This is a genomic window from Mycolicibacterium llatzerense (genome assembly GCF_025331195.1).
GTDB lineage: Bacteria > Actinomycetota > Actinomycetes > Mycobacteriales > Mycobacteriaceae > Mycobacterium > Mycobacterium llatzerense.
This window is the reverse complement of the sequence record NZ_LXOV01000017.1, coordinates 165,757-184,942: the sequence shown is the minus strand read 5'-3', so window position 1 is coordinate 184,942 and position 19,186 is coordinate 165,757. Positions and strand designations below refer to the sequence as shown.

Annotated in this window: 16 protein-coding genes; 3 read left to right on the top strand and 13 right to left on the bottom strand. The window is 68.6% G+C overall.

Going from position 1 to position 19,186, the window contains the following annotated elements; translation table 11 throughout:
- Positions 1 to 27 precede the first annotated feature (27 nt).
- The 5 genes from A7G45_RS28535 to yczE form a co-directional block, all read right to left on the bottom strand.
- Positions 28 to 1,053 (bottom strand): class I SAM-dependent methyltransferase, encoded by a 1,026-nt coding sequence (locus A7G45_RS28535; RefSeq protein WP_043987816.1) that lies wholly within the window; start codon positions 1,051 to 1,053, stop codon positions 28 to 30.
- A 70-nt stretch (positions 1,054 to 1,123) separates the two neighbouring features.
- On the bottom strand, positions 1,124 to 1,774 hold the full coding sequence (locus A7G45_RS28530) for an enoyl-CoA hydratase (protein ID WP_260941891.1): 651 nt from the start codon (positions 1,772 to 1,774) through the stop codon (positions 1,124 to 1,126).
- On the bottom strand, positions 1,774 to 2,574 hold the full coding sequence (locus tag A7G45_RS28525) for an NUDIX hydrolase (RefSeq protein WP_260941889.1): 801 nt from the start codon (positions 2,572 to 2,574) through the stop codon (positions 1,774 to 1,776). The genes A7G45_RS28530 and A7G45_RS28525 overlap by 1 nt, the downstream gene beginning before the upstream one ends.
- Positions 2,571 to 3,401, bottom strand: a complete 831-nt coding sequence (locus tag A7G45_RS28520) for an ABC transporter ATP-binding protein (RefSeq protein ID WP_260942227.1) — start codon at positions 3,399 to 3,401, stop codon at positions 2,571 to 2,573. Before A7G45_RS28520 ends, A7G45_RS28525 begins: the two co-directional genes overlap by 4 nt.
- Positions 3,398 to 4,063, bottom strand: coding sequence for a membrane protein YczE (gene yczE / locus A7G45_RS28515; RefSeq protein ID WP_260942225.1), 666 nt, complete (start codon positions 4,061 to 4,063; stop codon positions 3,398 to 3,400). Before yczE ends, A7G45_RS28520 begins: the two co-directional genes overlap by 4 nt.
- 301 nt (positions 4,064 to 4,364) lie before the next feature.
- Between yczE and yczR the strand changes: the two genes are divergently transcribed.
- Positions 4,365 to 5,816: a MocR-like transcription factor YczR gene (gene yczR, locus A7G45_RS28510; protein ID WP_260941887.1), complete on the top strand. Its 1,452-nt coding sequence runs from the start codon at positions 4,365 to 4,367 to the stop codon at positions 5,814 to 5,816.
- A 6-nt stretch (positions 5,817 to 5,822) separates the two neighbouring features.
- Here yczR and A7G45_RS28505 read toward each other — a convergent pair whose 3' ends face one another.
- From A7G45_RS28505 to ctaD, 3 genes are all read right to left on the bottom strand, one after another.
- Positions 5,823 to 6,134 (bottom strand): hypothetical protein, encoded by a 312-nt coding sequence (locus A7G45_RS28505; RefSeq protein WP_260941886.1) that lies wholly within the window; start codon positions 6,132 to 6,134, stop codon positions 5,823 to 5,825.
- Positions 6,135 to 6,217: 83 nt separating this feature from the next.
- Positions 6,218 to 7,456 carry a phosphoserine phosphatase SerB gene (gene serB / locus A7G45_RS28500; protein WP_260941885.1) on the bottom strand — a complete coding sequence of 413 codons (1,239 nt, stop codon included), beginning with the start codon at positions 7,454 to 7,456 and terminating at the stop codon, positions 6,218 to 6,220.
- 60 nt (positions 7,457 to 7,516) lie between these two features.
- Positions 7,517 to 9,214, bottom strand: a complete 1,698-nt coding sequence (gene ctaD / locus A7G45_RS28495; RefSeq protein ID WP_260941884.1) for an aa3-type cytochrome oxidase subunit I — start codon at positions 9,212 to 9,214, stop codon at positions 7,517 to 7,519.
- Positions 9,215 to 9,425: 211 nt separating this feature from the next.
- On the opposite strand from ctaD, the gene A7G45_RS28490 reads away from it, so the two are divergent.
- Entirely contained in the window at positions 9,426 to 10,529 is a 1,104-nt protein-coding gene (locus tag A7G45_RS28490) for an ABC transporter substrate-binding protein (RefSeq protein ID WP_260941883.1), read from the top strand.
- A 25-nt stretch (positions 10,530 to 10,554) separates the two neighbouring features.
- On the opposite strand, the gene A7G45_RS28485 is transcribed toward A7G45_RS28490, so the two are convergent.
- On the bottom strand, positions 10,555 to 11,214 hold the full coding sequence (locus A7G45_RS28485) for a hypothetical protein (RefSeq protein ID WP_260941881.1): 660 nt from the start codon (positions 11,212 to 11,214) through the stop codon (positions 10,555 to 10,557).
- 267 nt (positions 11,215 to 11,481) lie between these two features.
- Between A7G45_RS28485 and A7G45_RS28480 the strand changes: the two genes are divergently transcribed.
- On the top strand, positions 11,482 to 12,519 hold the full coding sequence (locus tag A7G45_RS28480; protein WP_260941879.1) for a DUF8017 domain-containing protein: 1,038 nt from the start codon (positions 11,482 to 11,484) through the stop codon (positions 12,517 to 12,519).
- 32 nt (positions 12,520 to 12,551) lie between these two features.
- On the opposite strand, the gene A7G45_RS28475 is transcribed toward A7G45_RS28480, so the two are convergent.
- The 4 genes from A7G45_RS28475 to A7G45_RS28460 are packed head-to-tail and all read right to left on the bottom strand — an operon-like array spanning position 12,552 to position 19,184.
- The gene (locus A7G45_RS28475; protein ID WP_260941877.1) at positions 12,552 to 13,706 is read right to left on the bottom strand and encodes a hypothetical protein; all 1,155 of its coding nucleotides are present in this window, start codon (positions 13,704 to 13,706) and stop codon (positions 12,552 to 12,554) included.
- Positions 13,703 to 14,626: a hypothetical protein gene (locus tag A7G45_RS28470; protein ID WP_260941875.1), complete on the bottom strand. Its 924-nt coding sequence runs from the start codon at positions 14,624 to 14,626 to the stop codon at positions 13,703 to 13,705. Before A7G45_RS28470 ends, A7G45_RS28475 begins: the two co-directional genes overlap by 4 nt.
- Positions 14,626 to 17,097, bottom strand: coding sequence for a GAP1-N2 domain-containing protein (locus A7G45_RS28465; RefSeq protein WP_260941873.1), 2,472 nt, complete (start codon positions 17,095 to 17,097; stop codon positions 14,626 to 14,628). The genes A7G45_RS28470 and A7G45_RS28465 overlap by 1 nt, the downstream gene beginning before the upstream one ends.
- On the bottom strand, positions 17,094 to 19,184 hold the full coding sequence (locus A7G45_RS28460) for a SaeA-related protein (RefSeq protein WP_260941871.1): 2,091 nt from the start codon (positions 19,182 to 19,184) through the stop codon (positions 17,094 to 17,096). Before A7G45_RS28460 ends, A7G45_RS28465 begins: the two co-directional genes overlap by 4 nt.
- Positions 19,185 to 19,186 lie beyond the last annotated feature (2 nt).

Sequence of the window (19,186 nt, the reverse complement as noted above, 5' to 3'; positions counted from 1 at the left end):
GGAGCGTCAGATGCGTCAGGGACGCCGTCAGGACGGCTTGACCCCGGTGATCATCACGTTGTAGAACCAGCCCTTCGGCACCACGCGGCGCCACACGTTGGCGTCGAACCAGCTCAGCGTGGTCCAGCCGCCGAAAGCGAACTTGGCCCACTTGAAGCCGAGCTTGCCCTGGGGCACGGTCGACTCGAAGGTCCGCACCGGCCAGCCCAGCATGGCGGCGGTGAATTCCTCACTGGCGGTGGCGACTTCGACCGCACCGGCGTTGGTCGCCATGCGCTCCAGGTCTGCCGGATCGAAGGTGTGCAGGTCAACGATCCACTCCAGCGCCGCGGCGCGCGAGTTCTCGTCGAGCTCTTCCTGCGGACGGCGCCAGGACTCCAGCCCGGGCAGCTTCATGGCCGCGACGGTGGTCTTCCAGGTCAGGTCGGCCAGGCGACGGGCGTAGAAGTTACCGACCGTGGTGGGCTCGCCGGCGAAGATGAACCGGCCGCCCGGCTTGAGCACCCGGACCACCTCGCGCAGCGACAGCTCGACATCGGGGATGTGGTGCAGCACCGCGTGTCCGACGACCAGGTCGAAGGTGTTGTCCTCGTAAGGGATTCCCTCGGCGTCGGCGACGCGGCCGTCGATGTCCAGGCCGAGTGCCTGGCCGTTGCGGGTGGCCACCTTGACCATGCCCGGGGACAGGTCGGTGACCGAGCCACGGCGGGCGACGCCGGCCTGGATCAGGTTCAGCAGGAAGAAGCCGGTGCCACAGCCGAGCTCGAGGGCGCGGTCGTAGGGCAGCTCACGCTGGACCTCGTCGGGGACGATGGCGTCGAAGCGCCCGCGGGCGTAGTCGATGCACCGCTGGTCGTACGAGATCGACCACTTGTCGTCGTAGCTCTCGGCTTCCCAGTCGTGGTACAGGACCTGCGCCAGCTTGGTGTCGTGGCGTGCCGCCTCGACCTGTTCGGCAGTCGCGTGCGGGTTGGGTGCCTGGTCAACTACGTCGGACACCTGGGTGGCTGCCTCGGCTGCCGCGACCTCAGACGTCTGGTCGGTACTCGTCATGCAGGTCAGCCTAACTGCCCGGTCACCGTGAGTTCACATCCACGGTTCTGTACATGGATCGAGCAGCGGTTCAGCGAACCCCGAACGCCGCCTTTGCTGTGGCCAGCGCCTCGGGCGAGGAGTCCAGGAACCTGCGCGCCCACTGCTGCGCCTCGTCGTAGACGTGGTCGGGAGCCACCAATTGGTCGATCAGACCCAGGGACACCGCTTCCTCAGCGCCGGCGAACCGGCCGCTGAACACCAGGTCCTTGGCCCGGCTGTCGCCGACGGCCGCCGCCAGCCGCGCGGCCGCGCCCTCGGCCGGTGCCCGGCCGGACAGGATCTCCGTCGACCCGACCTTCACGTTGTCGCCGCTGATCCGCCAGTCGGCCGCCAGTGCCAGCGTCAGGCCACTGCCCAGCGCGTAGCCGGTCACGGCCGCGACGGTGGGCCGCGGGATGGCGGCGACGGCGTCGACCGCGGCACGGCAGACCGCGCCCGCGACGCGCGCTTCGGCCGCGTCCAGCGTGCTGGTCTCGTGGTCGTCGTCACCGGTGCAGAACACCTCGTGGCCGCCGTACACGATGACAGCGTTGACGTCGGACCGCTGCCCCAGCTCCTCGGCGGCCACCCCGATCTCCCGACACATCTGGCGGGTCAGCGCGTTGAGCGGGGGCCTCGCCAGCAGCAGGGTGCCAATGCCGTCGGTGACGTGGATCTGGACGAACTCACCGATGTCCATCACTGCGCCCTACCGCCGCGAGCGGCCTTGTACCGGTCGGCGTCGAAGAACTCGATGTCCCAGCTGCCTTCGCCCATGGTGAGCACGGGTTCGATGGGCTCGATCTTCCGCTCGTCCTTGAGCAGTTCACCGACCGTGCGGCCGTCCAGCGAGCTGAGCTGGGTCCAGGTGGGCGGCAAGAGGAACGAATGCCCTTGCGCGAACTCCTGCAGCGCAGCTTCGGGTGTGCGCCAGGCGACGTGGTCGCTCTCGGTGTTGTTGCCGTCGGCACGCTGTCCGGCCGGCAGGGCGCCGACGAAGAAGAACGTGTCGTAGCGGCGGGTGCGTTCTTCCTTGGGCGTGATCCAGTTGGCCCACGGCCACAGCAGATCGGCGCGCAGCACCAGCTTCTCGCGGGCCAGGAACTCACCGAACGACAGCTCGCGGCTCTCGAGCGCGACCCGCGAGTCGTGGTACACGGAGCTGTCGGAGACGATGCCGTCCGGGTCATCGGCCGGCCCGGCGAACAGCACGCCGGATTCCTCGAAGGTCTCCCGCGCGGCGGCGCACACCAGCGCGCCGGCCAGCACCGGGTCCACTCCGAACTTCTCGGCCCACCAGGTGCGGTCGGGTCCGGTCCAGGCGATGTCGGCGTCGCGGTCGCGCTCATCCACGCCGCCGCCGGGGAACACCGTCATGCCGCCGGCGAATTCCATCGACATGGTGCGGCGCATCAGGAAGACCTCGATGCCAAGGGCACCGTCGCGCACCAGCATCACGGTCGCGGCCGGCCTCGGATGCAATGGGTCTGGTTCGGTCATAAACGCCTCCTGTGTGCCGCACGACTGCGGGTACGACGGGCGAAGTACCGCCCGTCGATGTACTCCAGGGCAATCGACTGACCGAAGGCCTGGGAGAGATTCTCGGACGTCAGCACGTCGGTCAGCAGACCTGAGGCGACGGCCTGGCCTTCGGAGAGCAGCATGCAGTGCGTGAAGCCCTCGGGGATCTCCTCGACGTGATGGGTCACCAGGACCGACGCCGGTGCGTCCGCGTCGGCGGCCAGATCCGCCAGTCGGGCCACCAGTTCTTCCCGGCCGCCGAGGTCCAGCCCGGCCGCCGGCTCGTCGAGCAGCAGCAGTTCCGGATCGGTCATCAGCGACCGGGCGATCAGCACCCGCTTGCGCTCGCCCTCGGACAGCGTGCCGTAGCGACGGTCGGCGAGGTGTTCGGCACCGATGCTCTCCAGGGTGTCGAGCGCCCGGTTGTAGTCGACGTCGTCGTACTGTTCGCGCCACCGGCCCAGCACCGCGTAACCGGCGGAGACCACCAGATCGCGCACCACTTCGTCGTCCGGTATCCGCTGCGACAGGGCCGAACTGCTCAACCCGATCCGGGACCGCAGCTCTGACATGTCGGTGCGACCCAGCCGCTCGCCGAGGACGAACGCGGTGCCCGACGACGGATGTTCGACGGCGGCCGCCATACGCAGCAGCGACGTCTTGCCGGCGCCGTTGGGGCCGAGGACGACCCAGCGCTCATCGAGTTCCACCGACCAATCGATCGGACCGACCAGGGTGGCTCCGCCGCGGCGCAGCGTGACCCCGGAGAATTGGATCAGGAGGTCAGGATCGGCGGAGTCGATCAGCTGGTTGGAGTCGGGCGCGACATCTGGTCTTGCGGGGTTGTTGCTGAGGGCGCCGGGCACTCGCTCATCGTAGCCACGGCCGGTTCGACGTCCGATTGGCCGGCCCGGTCCCCCACCACGTGCGCCCATCCGCTGGCCGCGAGCCAGCGAGCCGGGGTGCACCGCAGCACCAGTTGCACCAGCGGTCCAATCCCCAAGGCGTACACCACGGTTCCGACGCCGACGGTGCCACCCAGCAGCCAGCCGGTGGCCAGCACGGTGACCTCGATGCCTGTGCGAACCAGTCGCACGGACCATCCGGTCCGAGCCACCAGCCCGGTCATCAGTCCGTCGCGCGGGCCCGGTCCCATCCCGGCACCGATGTACATCACGGTGCTCACCGCGTTGAGCACCACGGCGCCGACCATCATGACCGTGCGCACCGGCAGCGTCGCCGGCTGCGGCATGACCGCCAGTGCGGCGTCGACGGTGATGGAGATGACGATGACGTTCGCGACGGTGCCGACACCGGGCCGGTTGCGCAGCGGGATCCAGCCCAGCAGCACCACGACACCGACGAGCGCGGTGGCGCCGCCGATGGTCAGCCCGGTGTGCTTGGCCAGGCCCTGGTGGAAGACGTCCCACGGGTCCAGGCCGAGGCCGGCCCGCACGAACAGCGCCATCGAGACGCCGTAGCCCGTCAGCCCGGCCAGCAGCAGCGCCGAGCGGATGGCGGTGGTCGTGGCCCTGCGTCCGGATGTGCGTGCCGTCTGCTGCTTCACGCGTGATCCTGGAAGCGCGCACGGATGGCATCCAGTTCGTGACGGACTCGGGCGGCATCGAGATCACGGATATCGGCGCGGTTGTCGCGTCCTGACCGGAGGTGCTTGGCAGCCAGTTTAGATAGCCAGTTCGTACGCATGACACCAGTTTTCCGACCAACTGGCTTGCTTATCAATAGCCAGTTGGTCGATACTGGCTTCAATGTCGATCGAGATGTCAGCCAGATCACTTGACGAAGTCCTTCTGGCACGCGAATTGGGCAACTGGCGCACCTCCAGCCTCAGTGGCCCCGCCTATCTGGGCCTGGCCGACGCCATCCGGCTGCTCATCGTCGACGGCCGCCTCCCCGTCGGCGCCCGGTATCCGAGCGAACGCGCGCTGGCCGACGCCCTGCGCGTCTCCCGCACCACCGTCACGGCGGCCTACGCCCAGCTCCGCGAGGACGGCTACCTCAACGCCCGGCGCGGCGCCCGCAGCACCACGGCCCTGCCACACACCGCGCCGACCGCCGGGCCGACGCCCATCGTCCGAACAGGCACGCTGAGCCTGGCCGACGCCGCCCCGTCCGCACCGGCGGCCGCCACCCTCGAGGCCTTCACCCGCGCCACCCAGCGTCTGGCGCCGCACCTGCACGACATCGGCATCGAGCTCACCGGCGTCCTCGAGCTCCGCCAGGCCATCGCCGAAAGATATTGCGCCAGAGGACTTCCCACCGATCCCGACGAGATCATGGTGACCAGCGGGGCGCTGCACGCCATCAATCTGGTGCTGGCCACCTATGCCCGTCCAGGCGACCGGGTGCTGATCGAACAGCCGACCTACCACGGCGCCATCTCGCTGATCGCCGCGTCCGGGGCCCGACCGGTGCCGGTCAGCATGACCGACGACGGCTGGGAACTGGACGCCGTGCAGGCCGCCATGCGGCAACTGGCCCCCAATCTGGCGTACCTGATCGTCGACAACCACAACCCGACCGGGCTGAGCCTGCCGGCCGCGGGGCGGGAACGGCTCGCCCGCATCATCTCCGAGACCCGGACCCGCACCATCATCGACGAAACCATCTGCGACATCTGGCTGGACCAGCCACTGCCGCCGCCACTGGCCTCCTACCTGGAGAGCCGCCGCGACCTGGTGATCACCGTCGGCTCGATGTCGAAGTCGTTCTGGGGCGGGCTGCGGGTGGGCTGGATTCGTGCCGAACGGTCCACGCTGGCCGCCATCGCCGCGGTGCGGCCGTCGATCGACCTGGGCACCGCCATCGTCGAGCAACTGGCGTCGGCCGACCTGCTCCGGCAGGCCGACACCGTGCTGCCCGCCCGGCGCGAACTGCTGCGCGACCGACGGGACCTCGTGAGTTCGCTGCTGCGAGAACAACTTCCGGACTGGACGGCCAGCCCCTGCCACGGCGGCATGTCGATGTGGATGCGGCTACCCGCACCCATGAGTTCAGCGCTGTCCGCCGCGGCATCCCGGATGGGGCTCGTCATCCCGGCGGGTCCCCGATTCGGGGTCGACGGCACCCTGGAGCGCTTCATCCGGGTGCCCTACACCCAACCCGAGGAGCGCCTGCGCGAATCGGTTGCGGTGCTGGCTCAGGCGTGGCGCGGCGTCACCGGCGCCGGTGCGCCGGACGCGCACGCCGTCATGGTCTGAGCGGTATTACTGCTGGCTCTGAATCAGGCCGATGCAGGTGCCGAGGTGCTCCGGCGTGCACGGAATGCCGTTGACCGTCTGCAACCCACCGACCGACTGGGTGATCTGTGCGCCCGTGCCGCTGTTGGACGTCTGCGGCGGCACGGCCTGCGGGCCACTGCCATTCGCCGTGCCCTTGACGCACACCCCTTCGAAGTGGCTCGGCACGGTCCCCCACGGGCACGCGTAGGCCGGCGCGGCCGCCGTCAGCGAGACGACCGACAAGGGGCCGGCGACCAACGCGACAGCACTCACACCAACCAGAACCGCACGCTTCATGTCACCATCTCCCACACGCTTACGCAGCAAATCAATATCAATAGTCACCACTGTAACGCGACAGCGGTCCCGGTGTGTCCTGGCTAGGGAATATCGACCCGGCGCACCACACCGTCGACGGCGTCGGCGGCCTCGATCTCGCCACGCGTGATGCCCAGGATGAACAGCACGGTGTCCAGATACGGGTGGCTCAGCGAGGCGTCGGCGACGGCCCGCAGCGCCGGCTTGGCGTTGAACGCCACCCCGAGGCCCGCGGCCGACAGCATGTCGATGTCGTTGGCGCCATCGCCGACCGCGACGGTCTGCTCCATGGGCACGCCGGCCTGGTTGGCGAAGTCACGCAGCGCCTTCGCCTTGCCCGGACGGTCGACGATCGGGCCGGTCACCCGTCCGGTCAACTTGCCGTCCACGATCTCCAGGTGGTTGGCCGCCACGAAGTCGAGCATCAGTTCCTCGGCCAGCGGCTCGATCACCTGACGGAACCCGCCGGAGACCACACCACAGTGGTAACCCAGCCGGCGCAGCGTACGCAGGGTGGTCCGGGCGCCCGGAGTGAGCTCGATCTGATCGGCGACCTCATCGACTACCTCGGCCGGCAGACCGGCGAGCGTGGCCACACGTTCCCGCAGCGACTCCTCGAAGTCGAGCTCGCCGCGCATGGCCGCCTCGGTGATCGCGGCGACCTTGGCCTCGGCGCCGGCACGGGCGGCCAGCATCTCGATGACCTCACCCTGGATCAGGGTCGAATCGACGTCGAACACGATGAGCCGCTTGGCCCGCCGGGCCAGGCTGTAGTCCTCGAGCGCGATGTCGACGCCCTCGTCGACCGCGACACGGGCCAGCGCCGCCTGCAGCTGCGCGTAGGCCCCGCCCACCGGCGGCACCGACACCCGCAGCTCCAGCCCGGTCACCGGGTAATCGGACACACCGCGGATGAAGTCGATGTTCACCCCGAGCGCCGCGACCTCGCGGGCGACGACCGTGAAGGCCTCGGCAGTGATGGGCCGGCCCAGCACCACGATCGTGTGGGTCGACGGCTCGGTCAGGACGGGCTGGTCGTCACTGCTGTCGATCGTGACATCCAGACCCAGCTCCCCGATGGCCTGCTGCACGTCACTGCGCAGGACCTCGCCGGCCACCTCGGCCGGCACCGCAACGAGCACGCCGAGCGTCAGGCGGCCACGGATGACCACCTGCTCGACGTTCAAGAGTTCGATGTTGTGCCGCGACAGCACGCCGAACAGCGTCGACGTCACACCCGGCTTGTCCAGTCCGGTGACGGTGATCAGCACCGACCCGTTCGATTTGCTTTCCTGCGTCATCCGTTAGGTCCCCTAACGCAGAACCGCCCGCGCCTTAGGCGCGGGCGGGTCGGCTGATTTCTAGTGGTGCGATCGGCCGATGTGCGCTTCGGCGCGCATCCGCTCGACCATGTGCGGGTAGTGCAGCTCGAACGCCGGGCGCTCCGAACGGATCCGGGGCAGCTCGGTGAAGTTGTGCCGCGGCGGCGGGCAGCTGGTGGCCCACTCCAGGGAGTTGCCGTAGCCCCACGGGTCGTCGACCACGACGGGCTCGCCGTAACGCCAGCTCTTGAACACGTTCCATACGAAGGGCAGCGTGGACAGGCCCAGGATGAAGGCACCGATGGTGGACACGACGTTCAGCGTGGTGAAGCCGTCGGTGGGCAGGTAGTCGGCGTAACGACGCGGCATGCCCTCGTCACCGACCCAGTGCTGGACCAGGAAGGTGGTGTGGAAGCCGATGAAGGTCAGCCAGAAGTGCAGCTTGCCCAGGCGCTCATCGAGCAGGCGGCCCGTCATCTTCGGGAACCAGAAGTAGATGCCCGCGTAGGTGGCGAACACGATGGTGCCGAAGAGCACGTAGTGGAAGTGCGCGATGACGAAGTAGCTGTCCGTCACGTGGAAGTCCAGCGGCGGGCTGGCCAGCAGCACGCCCGACAGACCACCGAGCAGGAAGGTGATCAGGAAGCCGACCGAGAACAGCATCGGCGTCTCGAAGGTCAACTGCCCCTTCCACATGGTGCCGATCCAGTTGAAGAACTTGATACCGGTCGGGACCGCGATCAGGAACGTCATGAACGAGAAGAACGGCAGCAGCACGGCGCCGGTGGCGTACATGTGGTGCGCCCACACAGCAACCGACAGTGCGGCGATACCGAGCGTCGCGTAGATCAGGGTGGTGTAACCGAAGATCGGCTTGCGGCTGAACACCGGGAAGATCTCCGACACGATGCCGAAGAACGGCAGCGCGATGATGTACACCTCGGGGTGGCCGAAGAACCAGAACAGGTGCTGCCACAGCAGGACGCCGCCGTTGGCGGGGTCGTAGATGTGCGCGCCCAGGTGGCGGTCAGCGGCCAGGCCGAACAGCGCGGCGGTCAGCAGCGGGAAGGCCAGCAGCACCAGGATCGAGGTCACCAGGACGTTCCAGGTGAAGATCGGCATGCGGAACATCGTCATGCCCGGGCAGCGCATGCAGACCACGGTGGTGACCATGTTGACGGCGCCGAGGATGGTGCCAAGACCACCGACGGCCAGGCCGACGATCCACAGGTCGCCACCGGCACCGGGCGAGTGGATCGCGTCGGTCAGCGGCGAGTAGGCGGTCCAGCCGAAGTCAGCGGCACCACCGGGGGTGATGAAGCCGGCGATGGCGATCATCGCGCCGAACAGGAACAGCCAGAAGGAGAAGGCGTTCAGCCGCGGGAACGCGACGTCCGGGGCGCCGATCTGCAGCGGCAGCACCAGGTTCGCGAAGCCGAACACGATCGGGGTGGCGTAGAACAGCAGCATCACGGTGCCGTGCATGGTGAACAGCTGGTTGAACTGCTCGTTGCTCAGGAACTGCAGTCCCGGCATGGCCAGCTCGGTGCGCATGAACAGCGCCATCAAGCCACCGATGAAGAAGAACACGAAGCAGACGACGCAGTACATGATGCCGATCAGCTTGTGATCGGTGGTGGTCACCAGCTTGTAGATCAGGTTGCCCTTGGGGCCCATACGCTCCGGGAACGGGCGACGAGCCTCGAGTTCTCCGATTGGGGGCGCTTCGGCTACCAACAGATCCTCCAAATGTTCCGGGCGAATAGTTCGAGCACACGGGGCATCCCATGTTGTCTGCCGGTGATCTTATCCCCCATTGCACAGCCTTGCGGCGAGGGTCCTACAAACTGTCGTAATTGGCTGGACCGGCCGCCGGCACCGGCGTGGCGCCGGCGGCCGCGACCGCGCCTCATCTGGGCCGGACCGCCTGAGTGTTACCGTCGGCCACGTGCAGTTTCCGACTCCCCGTACCCGGCAGGCCAGCGCGAGCGCAGTGGTCCTCACCGCCCTCAGCGCGGCAGCCGCGACCGTCCTGACGGGCTGTTCGGGCCACACCAGCGACCGGCCGACGGCGAACTCAGCTCCCATCACCAGCACCACGCGTATCGCCACCTCCGGCGTGTTGGGCAACCAGCGCCGGCCCGACGACTCATGCGCGCCGGCCCCGGCAGCACTCGAGGACGGCCCGCCGACGCGCTCGGTGCACCATGCGGCGGGCGACACGGACGTCAAGGCCGACCCGCAGCGCATCGTCGTGCTCTCGGGCACCGCACTCGACGCGCTGTGCGCGCTGGGACTGCAGTCCCGCGTCGTCGCCGCGGCGACCCCGACGGATTCCTCGGGCCAGACCTCATACCTGGGCACCGTCATCCACAACGCGCCGACGGCGGGCACCCGGAGCGCGCCCGACATGGCGGCCATCAAGGGCGCCAATCCCGACCTGATCATCGGCTCGCAGGCGTCGGCGACGTCGGACACCTACGGCGCCTTGTCGGCGATCGCGCCGACCGTGCTCACCGGACCGTCCGGCGCGGCCTGGCAGGACGATCTGCGCATGGTCGGTGCGGCCACGGGTCGCGGCGTCGCCGCCGGCGCACTGGTCGACGGATTCAACGCCGACGCCTCGAAGGTCGGCGGACAGAACGACGCCCCGCATTTCCAGGTGTCGGTCGTGCAACTGACCGAGGGCACCATGCGGGTCTGGGGCGCGAACAACTTCCCCGGCAGTGTGCTGGCCCGGATCGGCGCGGATCGGCCTGCGCCACAACGATTTACCGACAAGCCGTACCACGAGATCGACATCTCGAAGCTGCGTCCCAGCACCGATTTCTCGTCGGCCGACGGTGACATCGTCTATCTGTCATTCGATTCCCCGGCCGCCAAGGAACAGGCCAGGACCCTGCTCGACAGCCCGGCCTGGAAGAAGCTCGCGGCCACCCGCGACAACCGGGTGTTCATCGTGAACAACGAGGTGTGGCAGACCGGTCAGGGCATCGTGGCGGCCCGCGGCATGCTCGACGACCTGCACTGGCTCAACGCGCCCATCAACTGACCGACCGCGCCGACGGCAGCAGCGCCTAGTACGGCTGCGGGTACCCGGAAGAATTGGCGCGCGAGGCCACCTGCGCGCGATCGCTCTTGAATCGGCACCACGCCGCGGTCGACTTCAGCACGGCCAATAGACCGGTGATGAGGGCGAAGCTCATCGGTACCAGTGTCAGCAGCGTCGAGCTCAACCGCGCAGCCCCGAGCGAATGGCTGTATCGGTCATGGAGCGTGCCGTCCAATTCGTCGAGCACGGTAAGGACATAGACGAGCCCGATCGCATTCGCCAGCAGCACCGCGGCGCAACTCCCGATCACGATCCAGCGGCCCGCTGATCGCCCCATGATCAACAGCGCGCCGCCGGTCAGCAAGGTCACGGCCGTGATCGCCTGAACAACGCCCATGGCGATGTCGAATGAGACCAGGTAGTGCTGAGGGGAATCATTGGTGCCATCGATGGGCGTCGCCCCCCACACCGACACCAAGTGCCAATTGAGAATCGACTGCGCCACCATCGCCACGCAACCCAGCAGACTCAAGACCGCCGCGATGATCGCCGTGGCACCCGACGGCGCCGCTGACTCCGGCGGCCCGGAGTCGCTCGACGACGCGACGAAGACGGGGTACTCCGGGGCCGGCATATTCAGCGGTTGACCCGGACCGAAATGCCCAGGCTGCCATGGAGCGGACATCGAACCCCTTCCGTCGGACAGTCTCGGACCCGTGGTCCACGTCTTGAATATCACAGACACCCAGCCCCTCCACGTCGTCGACCAGTCGATCTGGGGCGGTAGTCGGCGCGGTGTTGGCACTCGGCATGCTCCGGTGGCCGATATGGTTGTATTGCCCGAAGTCCGAGCATGGCCCACCACCGATGGCCTCCCCCTCACGCACGACCACCGACGCCGATCAGCAGCGGACGTTGCCTCAGACCCGATCATGCGACCACAAGGGACACCATGACTTACCCGCCGCAGAATCCGCCCCAGCCGCCGAATGGCGGGCAACCCGGTGGCGACCCATTTCAGTACGGACAGCAGTTACCGACCGGGGGGCTCGATCCTTTCGGCGGGCACCCCCAGAGCGCGGGCCCAGGCCAGACCGGGTGGGGCCACATCCCGCCGCCACTGCCGGCAGTGGAATCCAAGCGCAACAACACCTCGTGGATCATCATCTCGGTCGCGGCGGTGGTCGTCGTCGCCCTCGTCGTCGCCGGGGTCTTCTGGGGCCTCAACCGCGACGACGATTCCAGCACTGTTGCCGAAACCTCCACCGCTGCAACGCAGTCCAGCGCCGTGGCGGGCCCGGACACCACGACCAGCGTATCCGCACCGCCGTCCACCGCAGGCTCCGCGACAACGTCGGCAGCGCCGCCGCCAACCGGCGGCACCGGCACCTGCGGACAGGTCACCAGCGGCCCGACAGCACAGACGCCACCGGGTTGGCAGACCGTCGTCACACCGAGCGGCTTGGCCTACGATGTGCCACCGGGCTGGAACGTCCCGTCCTGCTCGACCATCATCGGCTGGGAAAAGGCATGCCCGGACGGCCCGTTCGGCACCTGCCCGATTCGCGTACTCAAGGGCACCGCGGAGTTGCCGAATCGGAGCCCAGGGTGTGAAAAGTCATCGCTCGCGGTCACCGGCACCGCCGGCGCGAGCAAGATCAACGATCCCGGCGCCGCCATCCGCGCCGAAGCAACGACCGTGGCCGACATCTACACCTCCGACAGCGGGGTCGTGCCGAAAGTCGTCCTGGCTTCACCGAGCAACTACACGATCGGGGGTAACCCTGCGGTATCGGTCGTCGCGACGGTCACCGGGATTGCGCCCGGCGCGTGCGGCACAACGACAGCGAATCATTGGATGGTCGCCACCACCGTTCCTGGCCAACCCGGCACCGTGGTGTTCATCGTGTCGGTCAACAACAACGGTTCGGCTGAAACGCGCCCGGAGTTGATCGCGCAGATCCTCGACACCATCCGTCGCGCAGGGTGACCTCCGAGCGGTGTGCGTCAGCGGTCGCTGGTTCAGAGGACGCCGTAGGCCGAGGTGACCCAGCGGACGGGGTCGGTGCAACGGAACGGCGCAATTCCGCGTGGGTGCAAGCGATTCCCGGATGGTGGTTGCCCAAGTGTGGACACCACGAAGTACCGGAATGGCAGTGGGCCGCCGGTTGCGGGGTTTTCCACGGCGGCCACCATGGGGCCGGCATTGAGTTTGGTGAGCAGGCTGCGAACCTCTTCGTGCAGTAGCCTTCCGCTGCCGTCGTCGTAGTAACGGAAGCCGGAGGTATCCCGCATGAACCCGGCGCCGGAATTGGACATGATGAGGCTCCATTCGGAACCTTCCACGTCGCGCAGGGCGCGCAGAGCGTCGAACTTGGACAGGATGACCGCCAGTTTGGGTTGACCCGGTCCGATGGCGAGGCGCACGTTGTTCAGCACGCTGCGCGGGTCGCCGCCGCTGATGCTCTGGGCGGGCAGCAGGTCTTGCAGTTGATCACGCACGGATTTGACGCGCAGCGGGTCGAACATGAAGAAGACGGCGTCGGCGTTGGCGAAGAATCGGAACGCCGGCGCGTGTAGATCACCGGATTCCATGTCCTCGCCGGCGACGTCGCGCAGTACGAGGAAACGCGGGACACCATGCCAGGTGCCGAGCGAGAACATCAGCGGTTCGCGATGCCGGGAGGATTGGGTGTCCACCGTGGGGGTCGGCGGGATCAGCCCGCGCTGCACGAACAACGGTTCTTCATATGTGGTGGCGTAGGCCGCCGCGGTGCTGCGAGTGGCAGGTTCGATGGAGATTCCGAGGGTTTCGCCCAGGAGTTGCAGCTGTTTGATCAGTACCGCGATGAACAGGCTTTTGCCGGTCGCGCGGGCGCCCGCCATGGCGATGCAGATGGCATGCCCCGTGCGCCAGCCGTTCGGCAGTTCGAAGTGACAGACCGGGCAGATTTCGACCGCCGGGCCTTTGAGGGTCTGGCTGGCCTGTGCGACCGGTGGCGGGCCGGGGAATCCGGGTGGTCGGGTCCAGGTGAACACGGGACCGATGTCGGCCGGGGCGCCCTGGAATGCGGTGGCGATGTCATCGCGGTAGCGCTGACCACCGGCCTGGACCGGAAGAGTCCACAGGTGATGGTGCGGGTTCAGCGGAGTGAAACAGCGTGGGCACTTGCTCACGAAAGGTCCCTCACCACGGCGGCGGCGACGCGCTGCAACGCCGCGGGATGGGCCAGCAACGCCGCGGTGGCATCTTGCCCCGGCGGCGGCACCGGCAGCCGGGCTGCCGGGTCGAGATGTTGGTCGGCCGAGACGGCGATCACCGGAAAGCGTTGGCGCACTTGAGTGGGGACGTAATCGGAACAGACGATGACCCGCGCCGGCCCCGGCGCCAGTTTGGACCAGCGCGCTCCGGCCGACCAGCGGGGCCGGGCCTGGCGGAGCATGGTGGCCAACCCGTCAGGAGTCGGCGGTTGCGGGACCGCGGTGACCTCGGCGCCGACCAGTACCGCGCTGACCGCGCCGAGGCCGAGGGCATCGGCGACACCGACGACGATGTCGGCGGCCGCCGCGACGCTACCGTCGGCGAACCATTGCCGCATGGACGCCGAGGTGTCACACGCGAGGACCACGGGCGTGGCGCGGGCCGGTCGACCGCGGCCGACGGTGGCTCGCGCGACGCTGCGCGCCGCGGCGGCCAGTGGATTCATCGGGGTGTCTGCCAGCGCGCTGACAGCGACCTCGATGTCCGGTCCTTGCGGAGTCAGTTCGGCGAACACCACGACCGCCTCGCCGGAGATGTCGACCGGGTCGAACGCCACTTGGACCGGATCGGCAACCGCCGGCGTGTCGTGGGCTATCGCCAGATGTACGACGGTTCCCGGGGCGAAGCGCGCAGTGCCGAGTGGGGTGAGCGCCACAACCACCGGAGCGTCGATGTGCGGTAGCACGGCGTGGTGTGCACTGGAGCGCACGACGGCCTGGGCACCGGCCCGGATGTCCAGAGCGGCACCCGCCACCGATCCGGTGACGGTTACCGCCAGCGACTGGCTTGGAATCCGCACCCGTTGCGCTCGGGCACCCACGACGTAGATCGGCATCAGTACTCCCCCTGGAAGACGGCTGGGCCACCAGGTTGCATCTGGGGTATCCCGGCGAACCATTTGGTCAGCGCTTTTCGGTAGCGGCGCGCGGTGCGTTCGGAAGTGTCTCCGGACAGTTCGCCCATCAGCGCCGCGACCGCCGTCAGCTCCTCATCCGAGTGCGTCGAACCACCGACGATCTGGTGGACCACTTGGGTGAGGAGCTCACCCACCGTGTCCTGGGTGCCGGCGGGGTCATCGTCACGCAAGGCGCAGACGGCGGTGGCCAACCGAGTCGTCTGGGTGCTCCCGGCGATCAACCCGACGGCGGCCGTGACGACGTCGCCGGCGAGCGTCGAGTCGAGGGGCCAATCGGCACAGACCTGTGGGTAGGGCCGGCTGTCGAGCGCCGCGGCGACGGATACGGTGAGCAGGCGCGCGGCGAAGTCGCGGTGCACCCGCTCGGCGCCGACGGTGCCGACGGCCTGGTCCCAAAGATCGTTGTAGGCCGGCTGGTGGCCGGCGACGGCACCATCGTGAGCCCAGGTGCGCACATCGACGGCACGCAGAGCTGCGCACGCGTCGGCGACGGGATCCGTGGCCGACGCGGCCACCGCCAGGCATAGATCGGTCAGGGCGCGGCTGTCGGGTGCGCCCAGCAAAGTCGGCAGCACGGCGGCGGCGGGCAGGTCGGCAGGCCCGACCACGGCGAGCAGGTCGGCGGGGTCCCAGACTGCCGCACCAACCGCACGAGCAAAGTCCTCCGACCCGGACACGCGCAACCACCACAAGGCAGAGAGCCGGTCGTCGGGCGTGTGGGGACCGCGGCGCAGCGTGACCACTCCTCTCAGGGCGGCACGGCACCAGGTGTGGTCCCAGGGCTGCGCGCCGGGCAGTCCGTCACGCGTGGGTGCGGTGATGCCCGCGGCCAACCAGGCCAGCACGGCATCGTCGACCGTGTTCGGGTGGGCCGCGCGTAGCACCGCGGCGCCGACCCTCAGCCGTGTGGATGCACCGATGGTGTCGCGCAGACACGCGGCCACGGCCGCCCCTTCGTGCGGGGCCAGGAGTGCCGGCGCCATGGTCTCGGCGGCCGCGAGTAAGCGTCCATCGTTGATACCGGAGCGAATCAGCAGATCCACGACGCGCAACAGTTGGCCGGGACCCGCGGCGCGCGCTTCGTCGAGGGCGGGTCCGATCGCCGACGACAACGTCGGGGGTATGGGTCGGCGGTGATCGCCGGCACGCGCGGGCAGCTGGCGTGACTGGTTCAGCCAGTCGGGGTCGGCGATGGCCCGGCACAAGTAGATTTCGCGGGCGGCCTCGGCGGCCGGTCCGTCGGCGCTGATGTACTCCAGCGCACGCCAGGCATCACCGGTCGTGGTGCCTGCCAGGTCCGTCACCGCGCGGCCGACCAGGACGGCAGCTTCGCCGTCCAGGTGCGGCGGACTGTGCGCGGCGATGACGGTATGAGCTTCGGCGATGGCATCGTCGAAGGTGGGGTCGGTGGCCACCGCCATGGCCATCGGCCACGCCGGGTGCAGTCGGGCATCGCCGGCTTTAGCGGCGTGGTGGTCGATGGCGGCGAAGACACGCGCGGCCATCGTGGGTTCGATCAGCACCACTTGGGCCATCGACGACCACGCAGTGACCGCAATGGCTTGCCCACCGGAGGTGCGGTGCGGTTCACCACCGAGTTCGCCGAGGGACACCGTGGCGGTTTCGTCGATCACCACCAGAGTGTGGTGATCGACGGCATCGAGGTCGCATACCGGGACGGCGGTGACGTGGTAGCCGGCGTGCAGGGCTTGTCCGATGGCCTCGACGCGGTCGAAGGTGCTGAAGTTCAGCGTCGCCGCGGTCGCCGGCGACATGAGGTAGCTGATCAGCCCGATCCATTGGGCGGCCGCATCGGGTGACGTTGTGCCGAGCACGACCGGCGGTCCTCCGGACATCGCGGCGGCGACAGCATCGAGCAGCCCGAACAGGGTGCCCATGCGCCAGATCGTGGGGTCGAACAGAAAGGCCACGACACTATCGCGGCTGACCGCACCGGCTGGGGTGGGCGCGGTGGTGGGCAGCGTGGCTCGTGCCACGGCGGCCGCACCGAACGGGCACAGCCACTGCGGGGATCGCCACCGTTCGATCGGCCGGTCACCGGGGTGCGCGGCCAGGCGGTCGATGAGCGCATGGGCGAGGACGTTTCCCGGGCGGCCCGTGCTGTCCGTTCCGGCCGGCACGCTGTGCCAATAATGTGCCGCGGTCGGGGTATATACGTAGGCCAGACGGCGCGGTCCGGCCGCCAGCTGCTCGGGCGTCGGGTAGTCCGGCAGAGGGGTGACCGGCCGGAAGGCCGTGCGCACGCCGGCGAGCAATGCCTTGGTTTCGTCGGGAGTGAGGTCTCCGGAGGTTTGTTTGATCTGCCAGCCACCGGCCGCGCGCGCGGTATCGAACGAGGTGTAGGTCAGTTGCCCGTAGCGGTCGTTCATGCAATGGGACCCGGGATGCGCAGGGTGTCGACGGCGGGGTCAAGCAGGGCGATGGTGCGCAGCCGCGCCGGCGACGGAGAGTTGACGAACAACCGCAAGTAGCCGGCAACGCCGCGCAGGTTGGCCGCCCACAGTTCACCCGTGCCGTGGGTGGTCAACGCCGACCAACGCAGTTCTTTGGCGGGATGATCCGAGATGCGACCGGCGGAGTCCACCGGTGCGACGTCGATGGGCTGACCGTCATGGATGGACAGCGGCAACCGCGACGGGTTGTGGATCAACACGAATGCCGGTGAGTTGGGCAGGTCCCACTCCGAGCGCACGGCGATGGTGGCATGGCTGGGGATGCCGACCTCGTCGGTGACGACTCGCACCGCGTACGACAGACGCAGCAAGCCGTTGTATTCGATACTCCGTACGGCACCGGTCACCCGGCGGCCGCCGGTGAACGCGACCGGCGACAGGTGCAACGAACAGCCCGTCGCCGGAAGTTGGTCGGTCAGGTGCATGCCGCCGTACTTCTCGTAGTCCTCCAGCGATATCTCGAAGGACTTGCCGGTCAGGCCGGTTCGGGGGTCGTGTCCTTTCGGAGCGATGTGCACAACGACCATCGCCGCGCCGTCAGGCCAGTCGAAGGTCAGCACCTTCTTGTTGCAGTACTCGACGAGTTCGACGTCCCGGATGACGCCGGTCCGCACCACCGAGACGGTCTTGCCGAGCAATGCCCGCCCGGCCAACACGGTCACCGGCGTGAAGTAGGCACGGCTCCACTCTGCGGGCCAGGAGACTCCTGTCATCACCGACCTGGGTGCGACCGAGTTCGGGCCAGGGGCCGTCGAGACGGGCCGACGCAGTCGTTGTTCGTCGCCGAGCCCGGCCTGCTCCAGGGCCACTTCAGGCAGTTCGGCGTGCGCGGCGTTGTCGCCTGGCGCATCTTGGGTTCGAAACACGATGACCTGCCCGCCAGGGGGCTCCGTCCAGGCCAGGTCGAAAGAGTCGCCGTCGAGACCAACGGAAGCGGTCAGGTCCGTGACCGGCGACAGCACCGCGCTCACATCGACGTCGACGTCGACGGGATCGGAGAGTCGGGTGACGCCGTCGACGTTGGCCGCGGCGCGCAGCCGGTAGGTGTAGCGGCCGCCGCGCGCGGCGGCGGCATCGACACATCCGTTGCGGTTGTCGCCATCGGCGAGAATGCGGTACTGGGGTCCGTCGCGGCCGGCGTCTTCGGCGGGAATCCGGTAGACGAACACCGCCGCCACGCTGGGCGCTACGGTCCAGCGACCGATGACCTGGCCGTTGTCGTCGCCGATCGACACCTCGGTGGGCGGGCTCACCGCGACTGCGGCGGCATGCAGGACCGGTTGCGCGGCCAGTGCGGCTGTCAGGTCCGGTCCGGTGTTGGCCCAGACCTGGTAGTGGCGCACCGCCGCTGCAGTGGCCTGCGGATCGAGGCCGGCAGTGCCGCTCGTGGCCGTGATCAGGTGCGCCCGGTCCGGAGAGTAGGGCGCCGCGTCGTCGGCACTGACCAGCCGGTAGACGACCACGGTCTCCGCGGGTCCGGGTGGCGGCAACATTGGTGGCCAGCTGATCCGCCGGGCGGCGCCATCCGTCCTCTCGACCGTGGCCGCATACTCCCGACCCCGCTGTGCGGCCGCCCGCATCGGCGCGAAATCCATGGCACTGGCATCGAAAACCGTCGGCCGCACCGCTGAGTCCGGGGCCGGCCCCGCCGCAGCCGGAATCCCGACCTTGATCATCGCCGTTCGCTCGCCGTCGGCGACCTCACGATCAGCCATTCCGTGTCGGCCGCCGGTCGCCATCGGCTCGGATGGGTCCTGCCGGCTGCCCTCAGCGGACAGGTCGGCGAGGAGTCCGGCGAGTTCGTCGGCGTGCTGGGACGCCGAGCCGGGCAGCATTGCGCGGATCTGGTCGGCGGCGGTGCGCCCGGACCGCAGCACCATCCGCAGGTGGGCTTCTTTGAATGTTGTCTTGGAGACCAAGCCGGCATCGATCAGCCGCTGCCGCCACGCCGTCAGCGTGGGCAGGCGCGGGTCGTCGCCCCCCTCCGAATGCGGATTGGTCATGG

What these genes read in the sequence shown, in the direction of transcription:
- A7G45_RS28535 (WP_043987816.1), bottom strand. Translation starts at nt 1,053, where the DNA reads ATGACGAGTACCGACCAGACGTCTGAGGTCGCGGCAGCCGAGGCAGCC.
- A7G45_RS28480 (WP_260941879.1), top strand. Translation starts at nt 11,482, where the DNA reads ATGACTTACCCGCCGCAGAATCCGCCCCAGCCGCCGAATGGCGGGCAA.
- A7G45_RS28525 (WP_260941889.1), bottom strand. Translation starts at nt 2,574, where the DNA reads ATGACCGAACCAGACCCATTGCATCCGAGGCCGGCCGCGACCGTGATG.
- A7G45_RS28460 (WP_260941871.1), bottom strand. Translation starts at nt 19,184, where the DNA reads ATGACCAATCCGCATTCGGAGGGGGGCGACGACCCGCGCCTGCCCACG.
- A7G45_RS28485 (WP_260941881.1), bottom strand. Translation starts at nt 11,214, where the DNA reads ATGTCCGCTCCATGGCAGCCTGGGCATTTCGGTCCGGGTCAACCGCTG.
- A7G45_RS28530 (WP_260941891.1), bottom strand. Translation starts at nt 1,774, where the DNA reads ATGGACATCGGTGAGTTCGTCCAGATCCACGTCACCGACGGCATTGGC.
- A7G45_RS28465 (WP_260941873.1), bottom strand. Translation starts at nt 17,097, where the DNA reads ATGAACGACCGCTACGGGCAACTGACCTACACCTCGTTCGATACCGCG.
- yczR (WP_260941887.1), top strand. Translation starts at nt 4,365, where the DNA reads ATGTCGATCGAGATGTCAGCCAGATCACTTGACGAAGTCCTTCTGGCA.
- A7G45_RS28505 (WP_260941886.1), bottom strand. Translation starts at nt 6,134, where the DNA reads ATGAAGCGTGCGGTTCTGGTTGGTGTGAGTGCTGTCGCGTTGGTCGCC.
- serB (WP_260941885.1), bottom strand. Translation starts at nt 7,456, where the DNA reads ATGACGCAGGAAAGCAAATCGAACGGGTCGGTGCTGATCACCGTCACC.
- yczE (WP_260942225.1), bottom strand. Translation starts at nt 4,063, where the DNA reads ATGGCGCTGTTCGTGCGGGCCGGCCTCGGCCTGGACCCGTGGGACGTC.
- A7G45_RS28470 (WP_260941875.1), bottom strand. Translation starts at nt 14,626, where the DNA reads ATGCCGATCTACGTCGTGGGTGCCCGAGCGCAACGGGTGCGGATTCCA.